This window comes from Pannonibacter sp. SL95, from assembly GCF_026672425.1.
In the GTDB taxonomy this organism is placed as follows: domain Bacteria; phylum Pseudomonadota; class Alphaproteobacteria; order Rhizobiales; family Stappiaceae; genus Pannonibacter.
The window spans coordinates 1461655-1488437 of sequence record NZ_JAPPRC010000006.1; the positions used below are offsets into that span (position 1 = coordinate 1461655).

20 protein-coding genes, 1 tRNA gene, 2 pseudogenes and 1 riboswitch are annotated in these 26783 nt (G+C 63.3%); of the genes and pseudogenes, 16 read left to right on the forward strand and 7 right to left on the reverse strand.

The annotated features are described in order from the left end of the window. A complete protein-coding gene (locus tag OVA12_RS23580) occupies positions 1-1689 on the forward strand; it encodes a methyl-accepting chemotaxis protein (protein WP_268141337.1) in 1689 nt (562 codons plus the stop codon). 122 nt (positions 1690-1811) lie between these two features. Here OVA12_RS23580 and OVA12_RS23585 read toward each other — a convergent pair whose 3' ends face one another. Further along, the gene (locus OVA12_RS23585) at positions 1812-3002 is read right to left on the reverse strand and encodes an iron-containing alcohol dehydrogenase (RefSeq protein WP_268141339.1); all 1191 of its coding nucleotides are present in this window, start codon (positions 3000-3002) and stop codon (positions 1812-1814) included. A 296-nt stretch (positions 3003-3298) separates the two neighbouring features. Beyond that, on the reverse strand, positions 3299-3850 hold the full coding sequence (locus OVA12_RS23590) for a phosphoribosyl-AMP cyclohydrolase (protein WP_268141341.1): 552 nt from the start codon (positions 3848-3850) through the stop codon (positions 3299-3301). Positions 3851-4000: 150 nt separating this feature from the next. Between OVA12_RS23590 and OVA12_RS23595 the strand changes: the two genes are divergently transcribed. Further along, on the forward strand, positions 4001-5491 hold the full coding sequence (locus OVA12_RS23595; protein WP_268141343.1) for a hypothetical protein: 1491 nt from the start codon (positions 4001-4003) through the stop codon (positions 5489-5491). 157 nt (positions 5492-5648) lie between these two features. On the opposite strand, the gene OVA12_RS23600 is transcribed toward OVA12_RS23595, so the two are convergent. Then, the gene (locus tag OVA12_RS23600) at positions 5649-6569 is read right to left on the reverse strand and encodes a helix-turn-helix transcriptional regulator (protein WP_268141345.1); all 921 of its coding nucleotides are present in this window, start codon (positions 6567-6569) and stop codon (positions 5649-5651) included. A 216-nt stretch (positions 6570-6785) separates the two neighbouring features. Here OVA12_RS23600 and OVA12_RS23605 point away from each other — a divergent pair. The 7 genes and pseudogenes from OVA12_RS23605 to OVA12_RS23635 all read left to right on the forward strand — a co-directional run bounded on the left by OVA12_RS23605 (position 6786) and on the right by OVA12_RS23635 (position 14073). Then, a pseudogene (locus tag OVA12_RS23605) lies at positions 6786-8019 on the forward strand (amino acid ABC transporter substrate-binding protein). 126 nt (positions 8020-8145) lie between these two features. After that, positions 8146-9021 carry a branched-chain amino acid ABC transporter permease gene (locus OVA12_RS23610; protein ID WP_106752383.1) on the forward strand — a complete coding sequence of 292 codons (876 nt, stop codon included), beginning with the start codon at positions 8146-8148 and terminating at the stop codon, positions 9019-9021. Beyond that, complete coding sequence (locus tag OVA12_RS23615) at positions 9018-10004, forward strand: branched-chain amino acid ABC transporter permease (protein ID WP_268141347.1); 987 nt, start codon at positions 9018-9020, stop codon at positions 10002-10004. Before OVA12_RS23610 ends, OVA12_RS23615 begins: the two co-directional genes overlap by 4 nt. After that, entirely contained in the window at positions 10001-10738 is a 738-nt protein-coding gene (locus OVA12_RS23620) for an ABC transporter ATP-binding protein (RefSeq protein WP_268141349.1), read from the forward strand. The genes OVA12_RS23615 and OVA12_RS23620 overlap by 4 nt, the downstream gene beginning before the upstream one ends. Further along, positions 10725-11438 (forward strand): ABC transporter ATP-binding protein, encoded by a 714-nt coding sequence (locus tag OVA12_RS23625; protein ID WP_268141513.1) that lies wholly within the window; start codon positions 10725-10727, stop codon positions 11436-11438. Before OVA12_RS23620 ends, OVA12_RS23625 begins: the two co-directional genes overlap by 14 nt. Positions 11439-11518: 80 nt before the next feature. Continuing rightward, positions 11519-12970 (forward strand): aldehyde dehydrogenase, encoded by a 1452-nt coding sequence (locus tag OVA12_RS23630; RefSeq protein ID WP_106752450.1) that lies wholly within the window; start codon positions 11519-11521, stop codon positions 12968-12970. Between the two features lie 347 nt (positions 12971-13317). Beyond that, entirely contained in the window at positions 13318-14073 is a 756-nt protein-coding gene (locus OVA12_RS23635) for an SDR family NAD(P)-dependent oxidoreductase (protein WP_268141352.1), read from the forward strand. Between the two features lie 197 nt (positions 14074-14270). Here OVA12_RS23635 and OVA12_RS23640 read toward each other — a convergent pair. Then, positions 14271-14346: transfer RNA gene (locus OVA12_RS23640), tRNA-Asn, on the reverse strand. A gap of 318 nt (positions 14347-14664) precedes the next feature. Continuing rightward, positions 14665-14884, forward strand: a riboswitch (cobalamin riboswitch). A gap of 34 nt (positions 14885-14918) precedes the next feature. Between OVA12_RS23640 and OVA12_RS23645 the strand changes: the two genes are divergently transcribed. The 5 genes and pseudogenes from OVA12_RS23645 to cobO all read left to right on the forward strand — a co-directional run bounded on the left by OVA12_RS23645 (position 14919) and on the right by cobO (position 21997). Continuing rightward, entirely contained in the window at positions 14919-15560 is a 642-nt protein-coding gene (locus OVA12_RS23645; RefSeq protein WP_268141354.1) for a HupE/UreJ family protein, read from the forward strand. Positions 15561-15567: 7 nt separating this feature from the next. Continuing rightward, positions 15568-16134, forward strand: a complete 567-nt coding sequence (gene cobU, locus OVA12_RS23650) for a bifunctional adenosylcobinamide kinase/adenosylcobinamide-phosphate guanylyltransferase (RefSeq protein WP_268141355.1) — start codon at positions 15568-15570, stop codon at positions 16132-16134. Then, positions 16131-17240, forward strand: coding sequence for a cobalamin biosynthesis protein CobW (gene cobW, locus OVA12_RS23655; protein WP_268141357.1), 1110 nt, complete (start codon positions 16131-16133; stop codon positions 17238-17240). Before cobU ends, cobW begins: the two co-directional genes overlap by 4 nt. A gap of 290 nt (positions 17241-17530) precedes the next feature. Next, positions 17531-21311, forward strand: a pseudogene (gene cobN, locus OVA12_RS23660) (cobaltochelatase subunit CobN). Between the two features lie 74 nt (positions 21312-21385). Further along, entirely contained in the window at positions 21386-21997 is a 612-nt protein-coding gene (gene cobO / locus OVA12_RS23665; RefSeq protein WP_268141514.1) for a cob(I)yrinic acid a,c-diamide adenosyltransferase, read from the forward strand. A 58-nt stretch (positions 21998-22055) separates the two neighbouring features. Here cobO and gdhA read toward each other — a convergent pair whose 3' ends face one another. The 3 genes from gdhA to rnk all read right to left on the reverse strand — a co-directional run bounded on the left by gdhA (position 22056) and on the right by rnk (position 24568). Next, positions 22056-23405, reverse strand: coding sequence for an NADP-specific glutamate dehydrogenase (gene gdhA, locus OVA12_RS23670; RefSeq protein ID WP_268141359.1), 1350 nt, complete (start codon positions 23403-23405; stop codon positions 22056-22058). A 110-nt stretch (positions 23406-23515) separates the two neighbouring features. Then, positions 23516-24037, reverse strand: a complete 522-nt coding sequence (locus OVA12_RS23675; RefSeq protein WP_268141361.1) for a nucleoside-diphosphate kinase — start codon at positions 24035-24037, stop codon at positions 23516-23518. A 123-nt stretch (positions 24038-24160) separates the two neighbouring features. Beyond that, a complete protein-coding gene (rnk, locus tag OVA12_RS23680) occupies positions 24161-24568 on the reverse strand; it encodes a nucleoside diphosphate kinase regulator (RefSeq protein ID WP_268141363.1) in 408 nt (135 codons plus the stop codon). Positions 24569-24978: 410 nt separating this feature from the next. Here rnk and OVA12_RS23685 point away from each other — a divergent pair, with 410 nt between their 5' ends. Continuing rightward, on the forward strand, positions 24979-25284 hold the full coding sequence (locus OVA12_RS23685) for a YrhK family protein (protein ID WP_268141365.1): 306 nt from the start codon (positions 24979-24981) through the stop codon (positions 25282-25284). Then, a complete protein-coding gene (locus OVA12_RS23690; RefSeq protein WP_268141367.1) occupies positions 25281-26759 on the forward strand; it encodes a cobyric acid synthase in 1479 nt (492 codons plus the stop codon). Before OVA12_RS23685 ends, OVA12_RS23690 begins: the two co-directional genes overlap by 4 nt. The last annotated feature ends 24 nt before the right edge of the window (positions 26760-26783 follow it).

Below are 26783 nucleotides of genomic sequence, written 5' to 3' on the forward strand. Positions count from 1 at the left end.
ATGCGCATAGCAATTCAAAACAGGCTGATACTCGGCTTTTCAGTGATCATCCTCATGATCGGTGTTGTTGCAATAGCAAGTATAGCAGAGGTTGCTTCGGTGCGATCAAATCTTAGGCAGATTGCAGAAGTTAATAGCGTAAAGCAAAGATACGCGATCAATTTCCGAGGCAGTGTGCACGATAGGGCGATTGCTTTGCGTGATGTTGTGCTTGTGCCAACTGCGCAAGAGTTGGAGCTGGAATTGAACTTGATCCGAAAACTTGCGGCGGACTATTCGGCCTCAGCTGCGCCGCTCGATCTGATGTTCACTGGAGCCGACATTTCGTCTGAGGACTACAAGATTCTTCAGAAGATCAAAGCTGTGGAAGCATTAGCAATTCCGGCCACCCAGGCCGTTATTGACGCCAAGTTGAGCGGAGATGCTGAACTGGCCAAAAAGCTGCTGCTCGAAGAGGTGCGAGCTGAGTATGTCGAGTGGCTCGCAGTTATCAATGAGTTCATCGACCATCAAGAAGAGGCAAACGCCGTAATCAGCGTTGAGGTAAAGGCGGCGGTTTCCAATTTCACTTGGATGATGATCGGCGTCACGTCGCTGGCTGCTTTGATCGGGGCTGCGTTTGCTATCTGGAACATTCGTGGCCTGCTCCCTCTGCGTCCACTGACGTCCGCCATGAACAAACTGGCGTCGGGTGACCTCAACGCCGAAGTTCCAAAATATCACGGCAATGATGAGATTGGAGATCTGGTGGTATCCTTTGGCAAATTCAAGGATGGCGCGGTTGAGATTGAACGTCTGCGAGCGGAATCTCACGCAGCCGAGCAGAACGAGATCGCAAAGCGGAAAGCCGATCTCTTCGCACTCGCTGATCGCGTTGTTGAGTCGATTGGTGGAATTGCAGCCGAAGTTACAGACGCGTCGCAAACCGTCGAGGCGGCCGCAAAGTCGCTCAGTGCCACCGCATCCCAGATGCTGGAAAAGTCGGAAGCTGTTGGAAGCGCAGCGTCCGACGCGGCGATGAACGTAGAGACCGTTGCGGCGTCTGCTGAAGAACTCGCAGCATCCGTGAGCGAAATTCACCATCAAGTAGCTCAGTCTTCGAACGCCGCAGACACGGCACATAATGAGGCGGCTGTTTCGTCCGCTCGCATCCAGGATCTGGCGGTTGCGGCAACGGCAATCGGTGATGTCGTTAACCTGATCAAAGGAATTGCGGATCAGACGAACCTGCTGGCCCTTAATGCGACGATCGAGGCTGCTCGGGCTGGTGAGGCGGGGAAAGGCTTCGCAGTTGTCGCCGCTGAAGTGAAGCAGCTGGCAAACCAAACGGCGAAAGCGACTGACGAAATTACTTTGAAAGTCAGTGAAATTCAGCAGGCCACTGAAAAGACCGTGGGGTCTATCCAGGAAATTGTTCGAACCACGAACGCAGTGAAAGAACTTGCAGTTGCCACGGCGGGGGCAATTGAGGAGCAGGGTGCGGCAACCCAGGAGATCGCCAGGAACACGCATAGCGCTGCGGGGCGCGCAGCCTCAGTGACGTCAACGATCCAGTCAGTCCGTCAATCTGCTGAAATGACTGGAAATTCCGCCAATGGACTGTTGACGGCATCCAGTAGGCTGACGTCCAGAGCCGAGGTCTTGAAGGGCCAGATTTCCGCGTTTGTCAAAGAACTAAAGGCGGGATGAAAGGCGAACTGCCGTTTGCTGTCGATCCAGACTGCCCCCTTCGGAAACGAGGGGGGCAGCCGTGTTTTCAAAGCCTCCCAAAGACCTCTGCAAGCTGTAATCTAAAGCGGTTTAAGGCTTTTCTATTGAGCTCGCTCAAGTATCCGGCGGGCATCAGCAGGTGTGAGTGCTCTGTGTTCACCGAGTTCAGTCATTCCGTGGCGCTGTAAAGCAGCGACGATGTGTTCTATTCCCTCTCCATAGATACCGTAGTCGGAGAGGCGGGTTTTGATCCCGAGCGTCTCAAAAAAATTGCGTGTCGCGTTAATGACGGCATCTATCCGGGCCTCTTCGGTACCGCCAGATATTCCCCAGACATTCGTAGCATATTGTAACAGCTTCTCACGTTTGGGGCCTCGTTGATCGTCAAGCAATGCTGGCAAAACCACGGCCAAAGTGCGGGCGTGGTCAGTATCGTTCAGGGCAGTTATCTCATGCGCAATCATATGACTGGCCCAATCATGCGGAACTCCTGCCCCAATCAACCCGTTAAGTGCGAGCGTAGCAGTCCACATCAGGTTGGCACGGACTTCGTAGTCAGTAGGTCTATCGAGGGCAATCGGTCCAAGATCAATCAAAATTCGCATCAGGCTTTCAGCAAAGCCATCTTGAACGCGGGCACCTACCGGATAGGTCAGATACTGCTCAATAACGTGGACAAAGGCGTCAGCAACACCGTTGGCAATCTGACGGGGCGGGAGCGTATACGTCACTGTTGGATCAAGCACTGAAAATAAGGGATAACAGTGCGGACTGAGAAAAGGCAATTTTGCGCCGTTTTCCTCGTGCGTGATTACTGCTCCCGAGTTCATCTCCGAACCTGTTGCAGGCAAAGTCAGAATGGTCCCAAAGGGCAATGCGCTCTTTACGACTGCTCCCCTTGAAGTCAATATCTCCCAACGGTCGCCATGATGATTCGTAGCCGCGGCGATAAATTTTGTTGCGTCGATGACCGAACCGCCGCCGACAGCTAGAAGAAAATCAATCCCTTCTTGTGCAATCACCTCAACAGCTTTCATTGCTGTCGCATAGCGTGGGTTGGGCTCAATCCCACCAAACTCCACGACATGGAAGTCGGCAAGCGCTCTACGCACTTGATTGAGAACGCCGGTTTTTTCAGCGCTGCCCCCACCATAGATAAGCAGAACTTTCGAATCAGGCGGCACTAGGCCTCCAACTTCGCCGATACGGCCTTCCCCGAAGACGATACGTGTCGGATTCTGGAACGTGAAATTATGCACTTCTTTGGATCCTCTCTTGCGAACAACAACCATTGATAGGTGTTTGTGGGCGATGTCAACGCTCGATGAGCTTGCAAGTTGCAAAGCACGTATTGCGCTCGATCAAGGGCAAAGATGCGATGCGGTCGCGCGTCATGGCATTGTATGCCAAGGACACACTGACAGGGCCGGGCAAGAACCCATAGGCGCGGCGGCACGACGACACTCACTGCCAGCCGCCACGCCGGCGATTTATCGGGCTGTCGCCCTCCCGCACTTATGAGCCTGCGACAATGCGAATGCTAACACTTGCATTTGGTTGGCCCGTGGAGAGGACGCTGCCCATGACATCAGTGGTTTCGCTGATAGGGGAGTGAGGAGTGATGGGTTACAATTTTCAAATGCCCATCATCGGCACGTCTGAACTGCATGGTGAATTCGACTTTGACTTCTTTTCCTGTTTTGGCGTCAGTGAAGTAATAGTTACCCATAGCTGTTGCGCTGTCCGAATCGATGAATATCCCATTGTTCTCAAAGCGGACCGATGACCATGGTTGTATCGCAAACCCTGCATCCTCAGGGTTGTCGCCGCCTACAAAGTAGCTTAACGCTTGATCCGCAGTTTCACGGAACTGATCTTCGGACGCTTTGGTCGGCTTGAACAGAACTGTCCCTTCGCTGTAGCCATAGAGGTTGTCGATCAAGTCGGCTGCAACCGTCCGAAAATCGCCTCCTGACAGGAATTGCCTCCCTATGTCAACTATTCCGTCCGCCCATTTTCTTTCAGTTTGCACTACCTCGTCATGGGAAATCGGAGCATGGGCAAACGCAGCCAAAGAGGCCGTGTTCAGCAAGAAAAACGATGCCGTCACCAGCACGATCTGACGAAGATTAATTCTCACGGTTCACTTTCCTTGTTTTACAACTCACGCGCGCTCTATACCAAAGCATGCGCAAACGTAACGTTATATCATTTTGAACATATTGTCAATTTAATCGAATCGTTGCTTTACTAGTGCAGGGAGGCGGTCAGTTGAGGGGGGCGCGCATTCATGCAGATCAAAGGCAACGCCTATTCGAAATTGGGGGCGGTAAACGGGCTCAAGACTGAGGAGGTCCAGAGCAGCAAAGCGGCGGGTGGCACGGCCGGAGCAATTGCCTCTGAATTCGGCGCCGCCAGTGTGGTCTCGGTCTCGAAGCAAGGGGCAGCTCAAGCCTCCGGTGGGATTGAACGTATCCATGCGGCGTTCAAACAACCGCAGTTGTTTGATGCGGTCGTTGATCGTCTCGCGCAGCCATTGAACGGGCGTGTAGATCGTAGCACCGTGGCGGGACTGGTTCAGATGGCTTCCGCTGGTCTGGATGACGTGGCTGTTGAAGTGGGTTCAACACTGGGGGCGAAGTCGGGAGGTGTCTCTCGTTATCAATTGCCGGCCCATGTAAATGCCGTCTATGACGATGCGGAACAGAGTATTATTGTCCGCGATGAGGTTGTGGGGAGTCCTGAAGGCGATGATGCCGTCTTGGAGGAGCTTTTCGAGCATATTGCCGCAGTGGTCGCAAATGCGACCGGGGTGGAATATCAGGGCGATATGGGGGCAGTCCTCAAGGCAGTGTCGGTGACGTTTGACGATCCAGCGACAATTGAACGTGCCGAGAATGACCTGAACGTTCTTGCCGAAGTGATCAAGGATGGAGAGAAGGTCAGGTTGAGGGCGCAGAGCGTTGCCGTTCTGCAGTCTCCTCCGCCATACCGGTATGACATAGACGTCTTGTCCGCTAAGGATGCCGTCCCTTACATTCGCGATGCTCAAGTCCATGGCCTCATATCGGAAAAACAAGGTGACGCGACTGAGAAGAGCTTTGTCAGGCATTTCGGTAGCAAGCCGTCCTTGCAATATATTGAAGTCGACAATGCCGGACATGTTGCTTCCGCGCAGTTCGGGGTTCAACCCGATGCGCCAACAGTCACGCGCAAATTGACATGGCAAAAAGAGCATTTTGAGTGGAGGGCTGTGTACTCGTCAGAACCATTCTTGAACAGAACGGAAGACAACGTTGTCCAAGAGGTGACCGCATCCCGCACGGTGTTGCAGTCGCGCATGGTGGAAAGTCAGAAGAAGCTGGATAGCATCCATACGAGAGAGGCGAATTTCTCTGTCGAGGTAGCTGTTAGCGGTGGAATACCGCTTTTTGAGAAGGCGGATGCAAAGACAAATGCGGGCATGAAAACAATTGATGTGAATGGTCAAGAGTACACAATAAAAAATACGGTTCGCCTCGATGAGACAGATTCAAGTACCTTGAAGAGCACATACCAAGTTCGACCGGGAAATTACTTCCAGATTGTTAGGTATGAAAAATTTAAGGTTACGTCGTCTGACGAGCTCGCTATTCGTGAGTGGAAAAACTCCCGCGATGGACGGCCAGAGGCTGATGGCGCGCTGTTCAGAATTCGAAAGTATGAACCAACCGGCGAATCCTTCGTCGGCGCCTTCACTTGGCGGGCAGGAAGCGGCTTTCCGCCCGTTTCGCCACCTTAAGTCTGAGGCGTTTCGCGTTACGGTGACAGCCGAATTTGAAACCGGTTGCAATTGTCAGGCCCGACTGTCTCGCAGGGCCCGGTTCGGGGCAACGTTGGTTCACCCGTCTGACGTGCAGTAAGGTGGCAAAACTTTTCCAGTTTTGCACGCCTTCGCGTCATGGCCATTCCGCGAAGTTCGGATGCCGTTTGGCATCACGGCTGTCTGCCTGGCGGACGCGGCCGGGCGGACGGCCGGTCTCGCGCTTGAAGAAACGGTTGAAATAGCCCGCATCCTTGAAACCCAGCGTCTCGGCAATCTCGCTGACCTGCAGGTTGGAATCGGCCAGCAGTGTCTCGGCCTCGATCACCAGCCGCTCGTGCATCAGGGCCAGCGGCGTCCGGCCGGTCACCCGCTTGACCGCGCTGGTCAGCCGGGCCCGCGACACCGACAGGAAGTCGGCATAGTCCGCCACGGTCCAGTGATCGCGCAGGTGCAGCTCCATCAGATGCAGGAAGTTGCGGACGATGGCGCGCGGCGCGGCCTGCACCTTCTGCGGCACCGGACTGGAAATGCGCCAGAAGCTCATCAGCGCCAGAACGAGGTGGTGCCGGGCCGCCTCCTGCGCACCGGGCAGGCTGCTTTTCAGTTCAACGCCCACCTGTTCGATGGCGCGGCTGAGATCCTGCGCCTGCGCCGGGGTCAGGCGGCCGCCGATGATCGGATGAAACAGCGCCTCCTTCACCTGCCGTCCCACCGGACCGGAGGGCACCGCACGGCCCAGCGCCAGTTCCGACACGATCAGCGCCGCCCCGCGCGAACCGGGGTTCAGCGTCAGCCGGGCCTTGCGACCCGCCGGCAGCCACAGGGCACAGGGGCCGGTCATCGGCATTGTGGCGGCGCCGATGTCGAGCTGCCCGCTTCCGGCCACCAGCACGAACGCGCGGTTGCGTAAGCCACGCAAGGTCCAGCCCATCGGCGACAACGCGGTGCGGATCACGGTTGCTTCCGTGTCCGGCAGCACCTCGATTGGCTGCGGATAGCTTTCCGCCAGCAGGGTACCGGCTGTGTTCCTCGGCAGACTGTCAGACAGGGGCATCGCAGGGACCGTTCATCGACGGGACGCGCCTACGCGTTGCTACGTGGTCGCGCCCCCGGAAACCGACCAAAAGTACAATTTCTTTTTCAATATGTCCATTTTTTCACATGTTAAGCGGCCCCATCTTAAGCCCCAGGGATCAGATGGCAGGCTCAAGGCGTGCCCTCTGCTCTGTCCGCGTGGGAGGAACAAGCGCGGAGCCTTGGGAGGAAAGACATGAAAAGCTTGAAGGACAGGCTGCGCCTGTCGACATTTGCCGTGCTCGCGGCCGCGAGCCTTGCCACATTTGCTCTGTCTGCCGCAGACGCTGCGGCTGAGGAGCGCAAGTCGATCAAGATCGGCTACGCGGTCTCCAAGACCGGTGCCAATGCCGGCGGCGCGGCCATGACGACGATCCCGAACTACAAGCTCTGGCTCGCCGATGTTGCGGCCAACGGCGGCCTCGAGCTGCCCGATGGCACGAAGCTGCCGGTCGAGGTTGTCGAGTATGACGGACCGCTCCAGCGCCGAGGAAGTCGTGCGCGCGGTCGAGCGTCTGGCTGGCCAGGACAAGGTCGACTTCATCCTGCCGCCCTGGGGCACGGGCTTCAACCTCGCCGTCGCGCCACTGTTCGACCGCTACGGCTATCCGCAGCTCGCCGTGTCGTCCGTGACCGACAAGGCGCCGGATTTCGTCAAGCGCTGGCCAAAGAGCTACTGGTTCCTCGGCGGCGGCCGTGACTATGCCGGTGCACTCGCCAAGATGGCAGCGGCCCAGACCGAAGCCGGGGTGATCAACTCGAAGGTCGCGATGATCTCGGTTGCTGACGGGTTCGGCATCGATCTGGTCAACGCGGCCCGCCCGGCCATGAAGGAAGCCGGCCTAGAGGTGGTGATGGACCGCACCTATCCGGTCGGCACCCAGGACTTCACCACCCTGCTGAAGGAAGCGGCCAGCTCCGGTGCCGATACCTTCGTCGCCTTCTCCTATCCGCCGGACACCTTTGCCCTGACCCAGCAGTCGCAGGTCCAGGCCTTCAACCCGAAGGTGCTGTATCTGGGCGTCGGCGCCGGGTTCCCGACCTATGGCCGCAACCTCGGCCCCAAGGCGGACGGGATCATGACCCTCGGCGGCATCGACATCAAGAACGAGCGCAACATGGCCTACCGGGAGCGTCATAAGGCGCTGAACGGCGAGTATCCGGACCTGTGGGGCAGCGTGATCACCTACGCATCGCTGCAGATGCTGGCCGATTCCATCAAGCGCGTCGGCCTCGACCGGGAGGCGGTTGCCAAGGAACTGTCCACCGGCACCTTCGACACCGTGCTGGGCGAGACCAAGCTTGAAAACAACCAGCTGCGCCAGCTCTGGCTGCTTGGCCAGTGGCAGGATGGCAACCTCGTCGGCGTTGAGCCGGCAGACCGTCCGGGTGCCTCCAAGCCCGTGCTGCCGAAGAAGGCCTGGCAGTAAGCCCTGACCACCGGGCTGCGGACCCTTACGCCGGTCCGCAGCCCGGCCCGTCGCTCTCGCCTTAACGCACCTAAACGCCCGACCAGCAGACCATCGAGATGCCCGTTCCCGGGCTCCGGAGATCTCATGACCCTGATGACAGCCCTTATCGCGGGCCTTGTTCTGGGGGGAACCTACGCGCTCGCCGCGATGGGCCTCACCTTGCAATACGGCATCGCCCGCATCATGAACCTTGCCTATGGTGACATGATCATCACCGCCGCCTTCGCCGCCTTCGTCCTGCAGGGCGCTGCCGGCATCAATCCGATCCTTGGCCTGCTCATTGCCGTGCCAGGCGGCTTCCTGCTCGGCTATGCCGTCTACACGGTCATTCTCGCCCCGCTGGTCGCCCGCGCCCCCAATCGCGGCGTCCTGGAAGTGGATTCCATCCTTACCACCTTCGGCCTTCTGTTCGTCGTTCAGGGCATCCTGCTCGTGCTCTTCGGCAGCAATTACACCAGCTACACGTTCCTCAACGAACCGGTGAACGTGCTGGGGGCGACCATTGCCGCCAACCGGCTGATCGCGCTGATCCTTGCGCTGGGTCTCGGCATCACCCTCTATCTGCTGCTCACCCGTACCCGCTGGGGCACGGCCCTGCGCGCGGTGGCCGTTTCGCCGCAGTCGGCCCAGCTGGTCGGCATCGACATCAACCGGGCAGCGGCCTTTGCCTTCGCGCTGGGCGGCGGGCTTGCCGCGTCCGCGGGCGTGGTCATCTCGATGTACCAGACCTTTACGGCCACCGGCGGCGTCGTCTTCACCATGAAGGCGCTGATCGTCGTCATCATGGGCGGGGTCGGCAACCTCGTCGGCGCGCTTGCCGCCGGCCTGATCCTGGGGCTCGTCGAAACCCTCGTCTCCACCTACGCCGACCCGGGCCTGACGCTCGCGGCAACCTATGCCATCTTCCTGGCCGTGCTGCTTTGGCGGCCGCAGGGACTTTTCGGGCGGGCCGTCAGATGAAGACCATCCTTGGACTTGCCGCTGCCGCCATCGCCTTCGCGGGCCTCGCCGCAGCGCCGCTGTATCTCGGCACCTATGGCATCGGCCTGATGATCGGCCTCATCGGCTATGTCACGCTCGCCAGCGCATGGGCGCTGTTCTCGGGGCCGACGCGCTTCGTGTCATTGGCAACGGTCGCCTTCTTCGGCATTGGTGCCTATACGGTTTCCGTCTTCTACGAGAGCTTCCCGCCACTCGTGGTGCTGGGGCTTGCCGCGCTCATCGGCCTTGGCGTTTCGCTTCTGGTCGGCCTTGCCACCCTGCGGCTCGCTGGCGTCTATTTCGTCATCTTCACCTTCGGTCTTGCCGAGCTGATCCGCCAGCTCGTCACCTGGTACGAGGTCAACATCACCGGCACGCTGGGGCGCTACCTGTTCGTCTCCTATGGTCCGGAAGTGGTCTACTGGCAGCTGCTGGTGCTCTGCGCCGTCACCTTCGGCATCGGCTACCTGATCCAGCGCAGCCGTCTGGGTCTCGCCCTCAAGATGATTGGCGATGACGAGGTGGTGGCCGAGCACTGCGGCCTGCCGACTGCGCGGGTGAAGCTGGCGCTCTTTGCCCTCAGCTCCGTCATCATCACGCTGGTGGGTGCGATCCAGGCCCCGCGCTGGACCTATATTGAGCCGACCATCGTCTTCAATCCGACCATCTCGTTCCTGACGCTGATCATGGCGCTTCTGGGCGGGGCGACCCGGCTCTGGGGGCCTGCTGTCGGTGCGGTGCCGTTGTTCCTGCTGTTCGAGTGGCTCTCGGCCAACTTCCCGGACCACTATTCCATCATCCTCGGCCTCCTGTTCATGGCCATCGTCTTCGTGCTGCCGCGCGGCGTGCTCGACTTCCTCGAAGGCCTGACAGCCCGGATGAAGTCCGAGCGCTCCCGTCAGGCAGCCGGCACGGCACCGGAACACGGCAAGGGCCGGCTCGCAGAAGGGGAGGCCAAGTGATGGCATTCCTGGAAATCTCCGATCTCTCCAAGCGCTTCGGTGGCCTCACCGCCGTCAACCACGTCTCCTTTGAGCTTGCCCAAGGCGAGGTCGTGGCCCTGCTCGGTCCCAACGGGTCGGGAAAGACCACGGTGCTCAACATGATCTCCGGCCTGTTGCCGGTGTCTGGTGGCTCCATCACGCTGCAGGGCAAGCGCCTGTCCGGCTTGCCGGCGCATCGCATCGCCCACGCCGGCGTGGCCCGCACGTTCCAGCTGGTGCGGGTGCTGCCGTCGCTGACGGTGTCCGAAAACATCCTCGCCGCCATCCTGTTCCGCGCCGGTCACACCTCCGAGCAGGAGGCAAGGATCGAGGCCGCAGACCTCCTGGCTGCGGTGGGGCTGGAAGGCCGGGGCGGGGAAAAGGCAACGGACCTCACCTACATCGACCAGAAACGCATGGAACTGGCGCGCGCCCTGGCGTCCCGGCCGAAGCTGCTGCTCCTTGATGAATGGCTCGCCGGTCTCAACCCGTCGGAACTGCGCATCGGCATTGACCTGATTGCCAAGCTCAATGCCCGCGGCATCACGATCCTGCTGGTCGAGCACGTGATGGACGCCGTGCGCGCATTGTGTCCGCGTGCGGTGGTGATGAATGCCGGGTCAAAGCTGGCCGATGGCCCGACCGCCGATGTCCTGCGCGACCCCGAGGTTGTCCGCGCTTACCTGGGAGAGCCCCATGCTGCTGTCGCTTGACGGCCTGAGCCTGCGCTATGGCAAGCACCTGGCGCTCGACAATGTCTCGATCCGTGTCGATCGCGGCGAGACCGTCGTCATCCTGGGTGCCAACGGCGCGGGCAAGTCCAGCCTGCTCAAGGCCATCGCCGGGCTGGTCCGGCCGGATGCCGGCCTGTCGCTGCAGCTCGGCAGCCGCCCGATTGCCGGCCTTGCCGCGCACAAGGTGCTGGAGGCCGGCATCGCGCTGGTGCCGGAAGGGCGCGGCGTCTTTGCCGATCTTACCGTGGAGGAGAACCTGCGGCTTGGGGCCTATGCCCGGCGGGCGCGGGCAGGGGAGGCGCGTCAGCGTGACTTCATCTTTGACCTGTTCCCGAAGCTTGCCGAACGGCGGGCCCAGCAGGTCGGCACCATGTCCGGCGGCGAGCAGCAGATGGTCGCCATCGGCCGGGCGCTGATGTCCAACCCGGATCTCCTGATGCTGGACGAGCCAAGCCTTGGCCTTGCTCCGGTTGTCGTCGGCGAGCTGTTCCAGGCCCTTGGCCGCGTGCGCGATGCCGGCGTCTCCGTCCTGCTCGTGGAACAGAACGTCAGCCTGTCGCTGGCGCTCGCCTCGCGGGGCTACCTGATGGAGGTCGGCCGGCTGGTTGGCGAGGGATCGGCTGCCGATCTCAAGGCCGATCCGGCGGTCCAGCGCGCCTTCCTCGGCCTCACTCACTGACCCGTCTGCCGGGGGCCGATATCACCGGTGCCCCGGCTCTGATACTTCCCATGACATGCACTGACCTCAAGGACAAAACCATGGATGCTCTTGGACTTCTGATCGGCGCGGACGACACCCAGTCCTCCGACGGCCGGACTTTCGAGCGGCGCAACCCGATCACCGGCGACGTCGCCACCCGTGTCGCAGCGGCGACCATCGAGGATGCGCAGCTTGCCTGCGACGCCGCCGCTGCCGCCTTCCCGGCCTGGTCCCAGATGGGGCCCGGTCCGCGCCGCAAGATCCTGCTGGCCGCCGCCGACGCGCTTTCCGCCCGGGCGGACGATTTCGTCCGCTCGATGGCCGACGAGATCGGCGCCACCGAAGGCTGGGCCCGGTTCAACGTCTATCTTGCCTCCGAAATGCTGCGCGAGGCCGCATCCCTGACGACGCAGATCGCCGGCGAGATCATCCCGTCCAACCGCCCGGGCAGCATGGCCATGGCCATGCGCCAGCCGGTCGGCGTGGTGCTCTCGATGGCGCCGTGGAACGCGCCGGTCATCCTTGGCGTCCGCTCGCTGGCGACGCCGCTCGCCTGCGGCAACACCGTCGTCATGAAGACCTCGGAAATCTGCCCGCGCACCCATCGCCTGATCATCGACGCGCTGCAGGCCGGCGGCATTCCGCATGGCGTGCTCAACGCCATTTCCAATGCGCCGGACGACGCGCCGCAGATCGTCGAGGCCCTCATCGCCCATCCGGCGGTGCGCCGGGTCAACTTCACCGGCTCGACCCGTGTCGGCCGGATCATCGCGGAAATGTGCGGCCGCAACCTCAAGCCGGCCCTGCTGGAGCTGGGTGGCAAGGCGCCGTTCCTGGTGCTCGACGACGCCGACCTCGACGCCGCCGTCGATGCGGCGGCCTTCGGCGCCTACATGAACCAGGGCCAGATCTGCATGTCGACCGAACGCATCATTGTTGATGAAAAGGTCGCCGATGCTTTCATCGCCAAGCTGACGGCCAAGGCCCGTTCGCTCAAGGCCGGCGATCCGCGCGAGGGCAAGACCCCGCTCGGCGCGGTGGTCGATGCCCATGCGGCGCGGCGCATCCAGGACCTGATCAAGGACGCCACCGCTAAGGGCGCTGTGCTGGCCGCCGGCGGCGGCGTGCAGGGCGCGGTGATGGAGGCGACGCTGCTCGACCGGGTCAATCCGACCATGCACATCTACGGCCAGGAAAGCTTCGGCCCCGTCGCGGTTGTCGTGCGTGTCGACGGCATCGACGAGGCCGTGCGCATCGCCAATGACACGGAATACGGCCTCTCGGCCGCCGTGTTCGGCCGCGACATCACCCGCGCCATGCAGGTCGCCCGCCGCATCGAATCCGGCATCTGCCACATCAACGGTCCGACCGTGCATGACGAGGCGCAGATGCCCTTCGGCGGCGTCAAGGACAGCGGCTACGGCCGCTTCGGCGGCAAGGCAGGCATTGCCGAGTTCACCGAACTGCGCTGGATCACCATCCAGGACGGCCCGATCCACTACCCGTTCTGACGCACTGGCAAAAGGGGAGGGGAGGCGGAGAGCCTGAGGTTGATGACAAACCTCTACTTCACCGAAGTCATCCCGGCCAAGCGGAGCGCCGAGCCGGGACCGGAGAGTCGAGGCCTCTATGTTTCAATGAGTTAACCCCGGAGAGACTTTGGCTCTCCGGTCCCGGATCTCCGCTTCGCTGCGTCCGGGATGACCATAGAGGGATTGTCAGCAGTCTGGGCCTCTCCGCTCCTCGTCCCCTCTTGGGCAGGGGAGGCGGAGAGCCTCAGGCAGGTTTGCATCAAATCCCGTCGCCCCATCCATCACCCCAAGATCCCAACTGCCCCAACATCCCGGGAGAATGAAAAATGAAACTGAACCAGAAGACCGCCGTCATCACAGGCGGCGCCGGCAGTCTGGGGCTCGCAACGGCTCGCCTGTTCCTCGAGCAGGGAGCCCGAGTGGTTCTGGTCGACCTCTCGCAGGAGGCCCTTGAAACCGCACGGGCAAGCCTTCCGGCCGGCGACGTTCTGACCGTTGCCGCCGACGTCGGCTCGGAAGCGGCGACGAAGGCCTACATCGACGCGGCAGTTGCAGCTTTTGGTCCCATCGACATCTTCTTTTCCAATGCCGGCAACTTCGGCGAGGTCCGGCCGATCGCCGACTATGCGCTGGACGTGTTCGAATCCGTCCAGCGGGTTCACGTCACTGGCGCATTCCTTGGCGCGAAATACGCCACGCCGAAGATGCGCGACGGTGGCAGCTTCATCATCACCTCGTCGGTTGCCGCCACCCGGGGCGATCCGGGCGTCTATGCCTATATCACCGCCAAGCATGCCCAGATCGGGCTGATGCGGTGTCTGGCCAAGGAACTGGCTCCGCGCCGGATCCGGGTCAACTCCGTCCACCCCGGCCCCCTCGACAACGGGTTCCAGCATGCGGTCGAAGCCGGTCTCAGCCGGGAGCTGGGGATTGATGGCACGGCCATGTTCAACTCCCTCATCCCGCTCGGCCGCCATGGCCTGCCGGAGGAGGTAGCGCGCTCGGTGCTTTATCTTGCGAGCGACGACAGCAGCTTCACCACCGGCGCAATGCTGATGGTCGATGGCGGCATGAGCGTCTGATCAGGACGAAACCGCGACAAAAAGGACCGCTCAGGGCTGCGGCGTCCCTTCGGGGGTGCCCGGTCCTGTTCGATTCTCTGCGGCGCCGTTGCGTGTGGTGAGCGAAGCGGAAAAAATGTCACACAATGCCGGTCCTGGACAGCCAATTGTCCGGGATTGACATTGTTTTGTCTGACTGGCTTTCTGGGGAAGAAAGATGGCTCCGCGAGCAGGACTCGAACCTGCGACCATTCGATTAACAGTCGAACGCTCTACCAACTGAGCTATCGCGGATCACCGTCATTGCCCCGAGGCGGGGCGCCGTGGTGAGCGACCGTGTGGGTCGCTGTCGGTGGCGAGCGTATAACAAACGCTCTCCCCCTTTGCCAAGCCCTTTCTTGAAGAAACTTTTCCACAGGCTGGAAAAGCCCGGAAATCTGCGGAAAATCAGATGTTTGGACGGCCCGCCCTGCCGCAGCTCGAGCCCTTTGCCGGCGAATCCTCGGCCTCCGAACCGCCAATACCGGCGACGCATGTCGGATTTTGGCCAGTCCGGTGCCGGTTCCCGGTCCCGCCCGCCAAAGGGCGTCCTTGTCGGGTCCGGCCCAAAGGTCTAGAACAGCAAGGTCAGGTTCCCCAACAGGCAAAGCCTCAGGGGATGAAACGGGAATGCGGTAGCGAGCGACTCAACTCGAGGCTCCAAATCCGCAGCTGCCCCCGCAACTGTCAGCGGCGAGCCCTGCCGCACACGGCCACTGGACTGAGGTCCGGGAAGGCGTGGCACGGGCGGCGACCCGCGAGCCAGGAGACCGGCCTGTCGCGACATAACCCTTGATCCGTCGGGTGGACGGTTTGGAGTATTGAAAATGAACACGAATTTCCGTGCAGCCCGCCGCTTTGGCGCATGGGCTCTGGCGCTCTTGCTTCCCGCTTTCCTGCTTGTCTCCCCGGCCAGCGCCCATCACATGATGGACGGCCAGATGCCCCAGACCTTCGTGCAGGGCCTGCTGTCGGGCCTCGGTCACCCGGTCATCGGCTTCGACCATCTCGCCTTCATCCTTGCCGTCGGTGTCGCCGCCGGTCTCGTTGGCCGCAGCCTCGTCCTGCCGGCCGCCTTCGTGCTGGCCACCATCGCCGGCGTTCTCGTACATATGGCCGCCATTGACCTGCCGCTGGCCGAAGTCGTCATCGCCCTGTCGGTGATCATCGCAGGCGGCTTGATCGTCAGCGAAACCGAGCTGCCGGCCGGTGCCTGGGCTGTGCTCTTTGCCTTTGCCGGGCTGTTCCATGGCTACGCCTATGGCGAATCCATCATCGGCGCTGAACCGGCACCGCTTTATGCCTATTTCATCGGCTTTGCCGTCATCCAGTTTGCCGTCGCCAGCCTTGCCATGATGCTGACCAACCCGAAGACGGCCGCAGCGCCGACCCCGGTGATGGCACGGCTGATCGGCGCTGGTATCATCGGCGTCGGCTTCAGCGCCATCGGATCGCAGCTGTTTGGCTGATCGACCCATGTCGGGCGAGCCAGGCACTCCTGGCGACTGTCCACGCTCGGTGCTGGTCACCGGCGGGGCCCGGTCCGGAAAGAGCAGCTTCGCAGAACGGCTGGCGCTTGGCGCCGGCCGTGAGCCTGTTTATGTCGCCACCTCTGCTGCCTGGGACCAGGAGATGGCCGAGCGCATCGGTCATCACAAGGCCAGGCGCGACGAGCGCTGGACGACGGTCGAGGAACAGCTCGATCTGGTCGGCACGCTCGCGCAGCATTGCGGCCCCGACAGGGTCGTGCTCGTCGACTGCCTGACGCTGTGGCTCACCAACCTGATGCTGGCCGACCGGGACCTCGCCGGTGAAACCGCAAACCTTGCTGCTGTCGTTCCCGGTCTCGCCGGCCCGGTGATCTTCGTGACCAACGAGGTGGGGCTCGGCATCGTGCCTGACAATGCCATGGCGCGCGCCTTCCGCGACGCGCAGGGCCGTCTCAATCAGGAGCTTGCCCGGGTCTGCGACCGCGTCGTGCTGGTCGCCTGCGGGCTGCCGCTTCTTCTCAAACCCAGTTCCTGTCCGGATATCCTGTTATGACCACCGTGCTTTCTCAGGGCGGCAAGATCCCCGCCACCATCGTCACCGGCTTCCTCGGTGCCGGCAAGACGACGCTGATCCGCAACCTGCTGCTCAATGCCGGCGGCCGCCGCATTGCGCTCATCGTCAACGAGTTCGGCGACATGGGCTTCGACGGCTCGCTGCTGGACGGCTGCGTCGACCCGTCCTGCAGCGCCGACGATGTGGTCGAGCTGACCAACGGCTGCATCTGCTGCACCGTGGCTGACGACTTCCTGCCGACCATGGAAATGCTGCTGGCGCGCGAGACGCCGCCCGATCACATCGTCATCGAGACCTCGGGCCTCGCGCTGCCGCAGCCGCTGGTGCGCGCCTTCTCCTGGCCGAGCGTCAAGACCCGCGTGACGGTGGACGGGGTTATCACCGTGCTGGACGCCGCCGCTCTGGCGGAAGGCCGCATCGCGCTCGACGAGGAGGCGCTGGAGGCGCAACGGGCCGCTGATGCCTCGCTTGACCATGACAATCCGGTCGAGGAACTGTTCCACGACCAGCTCGCCTGCGCCGATCTCGTCGTGCTCAACAAAGCCGATCTGGTGGATGCTGACCAGCTTGCCCATATCCGCGAGCACATCACCGAGGATGTCCGCTCCGGCGTCGAGATCATTCATGCCGAGAAGGGCAACCTTCCAGTCGACGTGTTGCTCGGCCGTTCGGCCGCAGCCGAGGACGATCTGGCCGCGCGCCGGGCGCATCACCACCACCATCACGACCATGATGATGACCATGACCATGACCACGATAATGATCACGATCACGATGACGACGATCATGACCATCATCACGATGACTTCGAGAGCCACGTTTTGCCGGTCACGGCCTTCGCAAGCCTGAAGGATCTGGAGCTGGCTGTCGCCCGGGCGATGGCGCTGCCCGGCGTGCTGCGCATCAAGGGGGCGGCGACGGTGACGGGCAAGGCGGCGCCGGCGCTGGTGCAGGCCGTCGGCCCGCGCGTCGAGACCTGGTTCGCCGCCGGGGCCAGGATGCCCGGGCATGTCGTCGTCATCGGACTGAAGGGGCTGGACCTGTCGTCGATCACCGAAGCCCTCGGCAAGGCGAAGGCGGCCTGAGGGCAGGAACCAGGGGCAGGGCGCTGCTTGCCTCTCCCCCCTTGAGGGGGAGATGCCCCCGACAGGGGGCAGAGGGGGGCAGCCGTGTTTCAGCGGGTTCAGAGTTTGCCGTCGGGTTGTTTACCCCCCTCTGTCTGCTCGCGCAGCCTCCTCTCCCCCTCAAGGGGGGAGAGGAGGCTGCGGCAAGTGCTTGAACTTGTCCTTAGAACGGCCCCGAGACAGGCCCCGAGGCTGAACCCTGACCCGACCAACCCAACCGGACACGGAGTGTCCGTGCAGATGGACCAGTGATGCATATTCTCGCAAGCCAGACCCGACGGGTGGAAGACGGCAACGACGCGGTGGATCTCGCACAGGATCCGGCCGATCTCGTCGTGCTGTCGGCGGCCGACACGGAACTGGCGGCTCTCTGCGCGGCGCGGGGCAAGCTGGGCGAGGCGTTTGCCAGCCTGCGGCTCGCCAGCCTGATGGCGCTGGGGCACCCCTATTCGGTCGACCTTTACGCCGAGAAGACCCTGTCGCGCTCGAAGCTGGTGATCGTGCGCCTGCTCGGCGGCGAGAGCTACTGGCCCTATGGCGTGGAGCGGCTCTGCGAGGAGGCCAACCGGGGCGGGGCGAAGCTTGCGATCATGTCCGGCTGCGACAAGTGGGACGAGGCGCTGGCAGCCCGCTCCTCGGTTCCGGTCGAGGACGTGCGCCGGCTCTACCGCTATTTCCTTGAAGGCGGTCCGGAGAACCACGCCAACGTGCTGCGCTATGGCGCCCATCTGGCGGGCCTCGCCGCGGAGCTGGCCCCGCCTGCACCGCTGCCGCGTGCCGGGCCTGTTCCTGCCCGGCCATGCCGCACCGGCCCTGTCCAATCTGATCGCGAGCTGGCCCGATCCGACCCGGCCCGTCGCGGCGGTCGTCTTCTACCGGGCGCTGGTGCAGGCAGGCGAGACCGCGCCGGTGGAGGCCCTGTGCAGGGAGCTGACGGCCCAGGGGCTCAATCCGCTCCCCATCTTCGTCTCCTCGCTGAAAGAGGCCGAGTCGGCTGCCATCCTCGGCGGGCTGATGGAGGCCTGTCCGCCCGCGGTGGTCCTCAATGCCACCGCCTTTGCGGTCTCGAGCACGGGCGGGCCGCACCAGCCGACGCCGCTTGACCGGCCGGGACGTCCAGTGCTGCAGATGGTGTTCTCGTCCTCCTCCCGCGCGGGCTGGCTTGAAAGCCCGCAAGGACTGTCGATCCGGGATCTGGCGATGCATGTGGTCCTGCCGGAGATCGACGGCCGGCTGATGACCCGTGCTGTCTCCTTCAAGGAGGAAGGGGTCTATGACCAGCGGACGCAGTTCCGCTCGGTGCGCTTCGTGCCGGATGCCAACCGCATGGGCCATGTCGCCCAGCTTGCGGCTGCCTGGGCGCGGCTTGGCCGCAAGGCGCCGGCCGAGCGCAAGGTGGCGCTGATCCTGGCGAACTACCCCAATGCCGATGATCGGCTGGCCAATGGCGTCGGCCTCGACACGCCCGCCTCCTGCGCGCATCTGATGCAGGCGATGGCGGCGGCCGGCTATGGGGTCGAGGGCGCGCCTCAGGACGGCGCGGCCCTGATCGCCCGGCTGACGCGCGGCGTGACCAATGCCATTGCCGGCCTCGACGAGCGAACTTGTGAGAGTTTCCTGCCGCTCGACCAGTATCTCGCCTTTTTCAACGGGCTGCCCGAGCCGATGCGCCAGGCGGTGACCGACCGCTGGGGCGCGCCGGAGGATGATCCGTTTGTCGCAAACAATGCCTTCCGCCTCGGGCTTGCCCGCTTCGGCGCGGTGCTGGTCGGCATCCAGCCTTCGCGCGGTTACAACATCGACCCCAAGGCCACCTATCACGATCCGGACCTGGTGCCGCCGCACAACTACTTCGCCTTCTACGCCTTCCTGCGCCATCAGGCCGGCGTCGATGCGGTGGTGCATCTGGGCAAGCACGGCAATCTGGAATGGCTGCCGGGCAAGGCGCTGGCGCTGAGCGAGGGCTGCTATCCGGATGCCATCCTGGGGCCGACGCCCAACATCTATCCCTTCATCGTCAATGACCCGGGCGAGGGCGCACAGGCCAAGCGCCGGACGGCAGCGGTCATCATCGACCACCTGACGCCGCCGCTCACCCGGGCGGAAAGTCATGGCGTTGCCAATGAAATGGAAACGCTGCTCGACGAGTACTATCTCGCCAGCGGCGTCGATCCGCGCCGGCTGAAGCAGCTGACCCGCGACATCCTCGACCTTGCCGCTGCCCATGGCCTCGACCGCGACATCGGCCTGACGCCGGACATGGACGAGACGACGCGGCTGGCGCGGCTCGATGCGCATCTCTGCGATCTCAAGGAACTGCAGATCCGTGACGGGCTGCATGTGCTGGGCCTGTCGCCGGAGGGTCGTCTGCTGACGGATTTGCTGGTGGCGCTGGCGCGGGTGCCACGCGGGTCCCGTCCCGCCGACGACAGCCTGCTGCGGGCGCTCGCGCGGGACCTTCTGGGGGAGGCGCTTCCTCGGGCGGAAGTCGCATCCTTTGATCCCTTGGCCTGCGACTATGCTGCCCCCTGGGAGGGGCCGAAGCCGGCGCTGCTGGCCGGGCTGACGGATCAGCCCTGGCGGACCCGCGGCGATACGGTCGAGCGGCTGGAGCTGCTGGCGGCACAGCTTGTTTCAGGTCAGACGAAAGGGCTTCATCTGCCTGAGGCGCAAGCAGTTTTCGACGAGGTTGAAACACGCATCCGGCCGGCGGTGGTCGGCTCGGGGCCGGCCGAGCTCGCGGCGGTGCTGGCTGCACTCGACGGGCGCTTCGTGCCGCCCGGTCCCTCCGGCGCGCCGACGCGGGGGCGGCCGGACGTGCTGCCGACCGGGCGCAACTTCTATTCCGTCGATGTGCGCACCGTACCCACCGAGACCGCCTGGCGCATCGGCGAGGCTTCGGCGGCGCTGGTGGCCGAGCGCTATTTCCAGGAGGAGGGCGAGTGGCCCAAGGCGCTGGTGCTCACCTGCTGGGGCACGGCCAACATGCGCACCGGCGGCGATGACGTGGCGCAGGCGCTGGCGCTGATTGGCGCACGGCCCGTCTGGGAGCCGGGCTCGGGCCGGGTCAACGGCTTCGAGATCCTGCCCCTGTCGGCGCTGAAGCGGCCGCGCATCGACGTGACGCTGCGCGTCTCCGGCTTCTTCCGTGATGCCTTCCCGCATCAGATCGACCTGTTCCAGAGTGCGGTGGCTGCCGTCGCCGAGCTTGAGGAGCCGGAGAGCGCAAACCCGATTGCGGCCCGTGTCCGCGCCGAGATTGCACGGCTTGCGGCCGATGGTCTGGCGGTTGCCGAGGCGGCCCGGCAGGCAGCGTTCCGCGTCTTTGGGGCAAGGCCCGGAGCCTCTGGCGCTGGCCTGCAGGGCCTGATGGATGACGGGCAGTGGGACACGCGCGGCGATCTGGCCGAGGCGTTCCTTGCCTGGGGCGGCCATGCCTATGGCGGCGGCGCCGGCGGCGAGGAGGCGCGGGGGCAGTTCGAGAGCCGGCTGTCTGGCGTCGACATCGTGCTGCAGAACCAGGACAACCGCGAGCATGACCTGCTCGACAGCGACGATTATTTCCAGTTCGAGGGCGGGCTGGCGGCGGCGGTCGAGAGCCTGACCGGCGCGGTGCCGACGAGCTATCACGCAGACCACTCCCGTCCCGAACGGCCCGTGGTGCGAGCGCTGTCGGAAGAAATCTCGCGCGTCGTGCGGGGCCGGGCGGCCAACCCGAAATGGATCGCCGGGGCCATGCGCCATGGCTACAAGGGCGCGTCCGAAATGGCGGCGACGCTTGACTACCTGCATGCCTTCGCCGCCACCACGCGGGCGGTCGGCGACCATCACTTCGACCAGCTCTTCGATGCCTACATTGGCAATGAAACGGTGCGCGACTTCATTAGGGACGCCAATCCGGGCGCCCTTGCCTCCATGCTGGACCGCTTCAGCGAAGCCATCCGCCGTGGGTTCTGGATCCCGCGCCGCAACTCCGTCCACGCCGAGATTTCCGACCTGAAACAGGCCGCCACCAAGGAACTGACCCCGTGACCGATACCACTTCCGACACGACGCCCTCCGAAACGACGCCCTCCGAAACGACGTCTGACGAAGCCGAGCGCGGCATGACCGAGGAGGAGCTGAACGCCCGCCACGCCGACAAGATGCGCAAGAAGAAGGCGGCGCGCGACAAGATCATGGCCACCAAGACCATCGCCAAGGGCCTGATCATCGTCCACACCGGCAAGGGCAAGGGCAAGTCCACCGCCGGCTTCGGCATGGTGTTCCGCTCGCTCGGCCATGGCTACAGGGTGGGCGTGGTGCAGTTCGTCAAGGGCCGGCTCGACACCGGCGAGACCCATGCGCTGGAGCGGTTCGGCGACCTCGTCACCGTGCGGCGCATGGGCGAGGGCTTCACCTGGGAGACCCAGGACCGGCAGCGCGACATCGCCGCCGCCCGCGAGGCCTGGGAAGCGGCCAAGGAGCTGATTGTTTCGGGCGAGCATCATCTGGTGCTCTGCGACGAGCTGAACATCGTATTGCGCTACGACTACCTGCCGGTCGAGGAAGTGGTGGAGTTCCTGAAGACCGAAAAGCCGGAAGACGTGCATGTCGTCATCACCGGCCGCAACGCCAAGGACGAGCTGATCGAGGTGGCTGACCTTGTCACCGAAATGGAGCAGGTGAAGCACCCGTTCCGCTCCGGCGTGAAGCCGCAGTCCGGCATCGAATACTGATCAACCGGCGCCGCGGGGCCTTGTGCCGGCTGGCACAGCGCCCCGCAGCGTGCAGAGGTCAGATGACGCCGAGGGCCGTCATGGCGTCGGCAACACGGACGAAGCCGCCGATGTTGGCACCTGCCACGTAATTGCCCGGAAGGCCATATGTCTCGGCCATCTCGGCACAATAGGCGTGGATGTCGCGCATCACCTCGGCAAGCCGTGCCTCTGTCTGCTCGAACGACCAGGAATCGCGCGAGGCGTTCTGCTGCATTTCAAGGGCGCTCGTGGCAACGCCGCCAGCGTTGGTGGCCTTGCCCGGGCCAAACAGCACGCCAGCGTCGACGAACATGCGCACGGCCTCCGGCGTGCAGGGCATGTTTGCACCTTCCCCAACGGCCACGACACCGTTGCGGATCAAGGCACTGGCGTCGCGCCCGGTCAGTTCGTTCTGGGTCGCCGCCGGGATGGCCACCGCGCAGGGCACCGACCAGAGGGATCCGTCCGTTTGGTACGTCACGCCCTTGCCCCTCAGTTCGGCATAGGTTTCGATCCGTCCCCGGCGGGCTTCCTTGATTTCCTTGAGGAGGGCAAGGTCGAGCCCATCGGGATCGATGACAAAACCGTCCGAGTCAGAACAGGCAATCACCTTGCCGCCAAGTGAATGCACCTTCTCGATCGTGTGGATCGCCACATTGCCCGAGCCTGAGACAACGACCTTGCGCCCGTCGAAGTCCTGGCCTCGCGTGCGCAGCATCTCGGCGATGAAATAGGTCGCGCCGTAGCCGGTGGCTTCCTTGCGCACCCGGGAGCCGCCCCAGCTCAGGCCCTTGCCGGTCAGCACACCGGACTCATAGCGATTGCTGATCCGCTTGTACTGGCCGAACATGTAGCCGATCTCGCGCTGGCCGACGCCGATGTCACCGGCGGGAACGTCGGTGTACTCGCCCAGATGCCGGCTGAGTTCGGTCATGTAGGATTGGCAGAACCGCATCACCTCGGCCTGCGAGCGTCCCTTCGGATCAAAATCCGAGCCGCCCTTGCCGCCGCCGATCGGCATGCCGGTCAAGGCGTTCTTGAACACCTGTTCGAAGCCGAGGAACTTGACGATGCCGAGATTGACGCTGGGGTGGAAGCGCAGTCCGCCCTTGTAGGGACCGAGGGACGAGTTGAACTGAACCCTGAAACCGCGGTTGATCTGCACGTTGCCACGGTCATCGATCCAGGGAACGCGGAAGATGATCTGCCGTTCCGGCTCGCACAGGCGTTCGATCAGACCCGCCTCGGCATAGTGCGGGTGCTTGGCAATGACGCGCCCGAGGCTGTCGAGAACCTCCCGGACAGCCTGATGAAACTCGGTTTCACCGGGATTGCGCCTGAGGACCTCGGCAAACACCGGGCCAAGGGCATCGTGAATGACATGCATGACAAAATATCCCTGAAAAGGAGGGCTTTAAAACGGGCACACGGCAGCGTGCCTGGCTGGGGAAGAGCATGTGCCCGACGCGGTCGGCTGTCCGCGCCGGGCTTGCAGGATCAGGCGGCGGAGGGGCCGGGGTCGTCGCCGAGCGGACGCTCAGGTCCGGGCGTGCGGCGAGCGGCAGACGGCTGCTGGTCATCCCGGCTGTAGACGAGCCGCATCTGACGGGCCGCGCGGCGCGCACGGCTCGCGGCCTCGGGCTGGGCGAGAACCTGCAGCACGTCGAGACGTTCACGGCCAGAGCCGCAATTGATCTCCGTCCAGGCGCCGACCGACAGGCCAAGCATGCCGAGGCCGCGCAGGCTTGCGACCGTCAGGCAGGTTGCCCCGCGCACGAGCTGGTCCGGCATGACGAGAAGGCATTCGCAGGGCCAGCCGTCATTGACGCTGAAGACCACGTGGGAGCCGATGGTGACGACGTCCTCAGGGATATCATCGGCAAAGACGATTTCCGCCGAGTTCAGCTTCTTGCGCAGGGCCGCGACCAGCAGGTCGCCACGCATGCTCTGCGTCGCCAGCGCCGTTTCGAGAATCGAGAAATCACGCGGTGTCAGCTTGGGAGTGAAAGGGCTGTTCATGAGAGGTGCCTCTTGCTGGACTTGCATCGCAACTGCAGGGCCAGGCCGGCACCTCGCCAGCCTGGCCCAAGAGGCAGAACTTGGACACCACGGTCATTTCGCTTGAAGACAGGGACTGCATCATCAGGCCTCCTGCCGGACCTCGACGACGGTCAGGACAAGGTCGCGGCCATCGCGGGACGACCAGGGAATGGTCTGCCCCTGACGCAGCCCGATCAGCGCGGCCCCGATGGGGGTCAGCACCGACACCTTGCCGGCGTTGATGTCAGCCTCGCCCGGATAGACGAGTTGCAGCTGGCGCTGCTGCGCGTCATTCGTGGTGAAGGTCACGATGGACCCCATGCGGACCGCGTCCTCGGGCAGTTTTGCCTGGGCGACGATCCTGGCCCGGTCGAGTTCGATGATGAGCTGGTCTGCGACGTCAGCCGTCGGGCCAGTGACGCTGCTGGCGATGGCCATCAGCTTGCCGTAGTCCTCGATGCCGAGCACGAGCCGCGGCAGAGCCGGGGCCTTGATGGATGGATTGGACATGATTGCACACGATCTCCGCCAGTCCAGCGGACCAGCGATCAGGAATTTTAAATTGTGGTGAGATGCGCCAACGGCGCTGATCGTGCGAATACGACAGCGTGCCCCCCGAAGCTCGGGAGGCGCAAAATGGCCGAGCTTCGGGTTACAGTCCCGTCATGGGGCGTTCTTTGACGGGTCGCTGCCCTGGGAACTGTGGCTTGGTCATCATGCCGAAAGCATCGCCGCTTTTGTCCAGTTGGTCAAGACGGGCAAAAAACGGCGGATCTGCAGCGGCGTTATCCGGCCGATCCACGCCGTCCGGGAGACTGGCCGCCCCCGCCGCGATGCACTAGCATGATGCCTTACGAGGTCGTAAGTCACTGCAACTGCAGCGCTCTGGTGCCACGCGGCAACCAGGATGGAAGGCAAGAATGAGCAAGCTGTTTGATCAGTCGCTGCGCACGGCAAGCGCGCGGCACAGGGCAGTTGTCCGCCGTCACGAACTGATACACACCGTTGCGGAATTCGTCATTTCCCTTGCTTCGGTCATCGGCAGTGCGCTTGTGCTTGTCGACGGACTGACCGTGTCCGGCGCCTGGGTGCTGCTGTGCGTCTCGGTCCTCCTTGCCATTCGCCCCGCGTCCCGGCTTCTGCTTGAGCTGCACCTCTTCTTGCTGCCACTGGATCCGCCGGCCCCGGCCAGCGTCGCCCTCCGGATGAACGAGAAACACCCATGACGCGCACACCAGCCCTGATGATCCAGGGCACAGGCTCGAATGTCGGCAAGAGCCTGATCGTGGCAGGCCTGTGCCGGCTGTTTGCCAACCGGGGCATGAATGTTGCTCCGTTCAAGCCGCAGAACATGTCGAACAATGCCGCTGTTACCGCCGACGGCGGCGAGATTGGCCGGGCGCAGGCCCTGCAGGCCATGGCGTGCCGCAGGCCCTTGAGCGTGCACATGAACCCGGTGCTCCTGAAGCCGGAAACCGACACGGGTGCGCAGGTGATCGTGCAGGGCAAGCGCTTCGGAACGATGCGCGCGCGTGAGTATGGCACCCGCAAGGCCGAGCTTCTGCCGAAGGTTCTGGAGAGTTTTTCACATCTTGCCGCAACAGCGGATCTGGTGATCGTCGAAGGCGCCGGCAGCCCGGCCGAGATCAACCTGCGGGCCGGCGACATCGCCAACATGGGTTTTGCCGAGGCGGCCGACCTGCCCGTGATCCTGTGCGGCGACATCGACCGGGGCGGCGTCATCGCCTCGGTGGTCGGCACCCATGCGGTGCTGGAGGCGGCCGAGCGGGCGCGGATCAAGGCGTTCTTCATCAACCGGTTTCGCGGTGATCCCTCGCTGTTCGACGAGGGAATGCAGGAAATCGTGACGCGCACGGGCTGGACGGGGCTTGGTGTCGTGCCGTGGTTTGCGGACGCAGGCAAGCTGCCGGCGGAGGATGCGCTGGATCTGGCGCGAGGGGAAGGCAATGGCCCGATCAAGGTCGTCGTCCCCATCATCTCCAGGATCGCCAATTTCGATGATCTCGACCCTTTGCGCCTGGAGCCTGATGTCAAGCTGGAACTGGTTCCTCCGGGATCGCCGCTTCCTCTGGATGCGGATCTGGTCCTGCTGCCGGGGTCCAAGTCGACCATCGGTGATCTGGAATTCTTCCGGGCGCAGGGCTGGGATATCGACCTGAAGGCGCATCACCGGCGCGGCGGACATGTGCTCGGGATCTGCGGCGGCTACCAGATGCTTGGGCGAACCATTTCTGATCCCGCGGGGATCGAGGGCAGGGCCGGGACGGTCGAGGGGCTGGGGTATCTTGATGTCGAGACGGTGCTGACGGCTGACAAGTCATTGGTCAAGGCAACAGGCACGCATCTGGCAAGCGGGGCAAGCGTCAGCGGTTACGAGATCCACATCGGCCGCACCACGGGCGCGGACTGTGCTCGCCCGGTCTTCCGCCTCGACGGGCAAGGTGCAGCCCCCAGAGTGGACGGCGCATCGTCTACCGACGGGCGTGTCACGGGGACCTATCTTCACGGCCTTTTCACGGACGACGCGTACCGCACGGCCTTCCTGTCAGGCTTCGGTGCCGTGTCGGATCTTGCCTACAACAAGCGGATCGACGCGATTCTGGACGATCTGTCCCGGCATCTGGAGGCGGTGCTGGATGTTGAAACGCTGCTGGCGATCGCTGCCAGCCGTTCGCGTTGATTGTGTCGGTCGAATGCTGCAAGA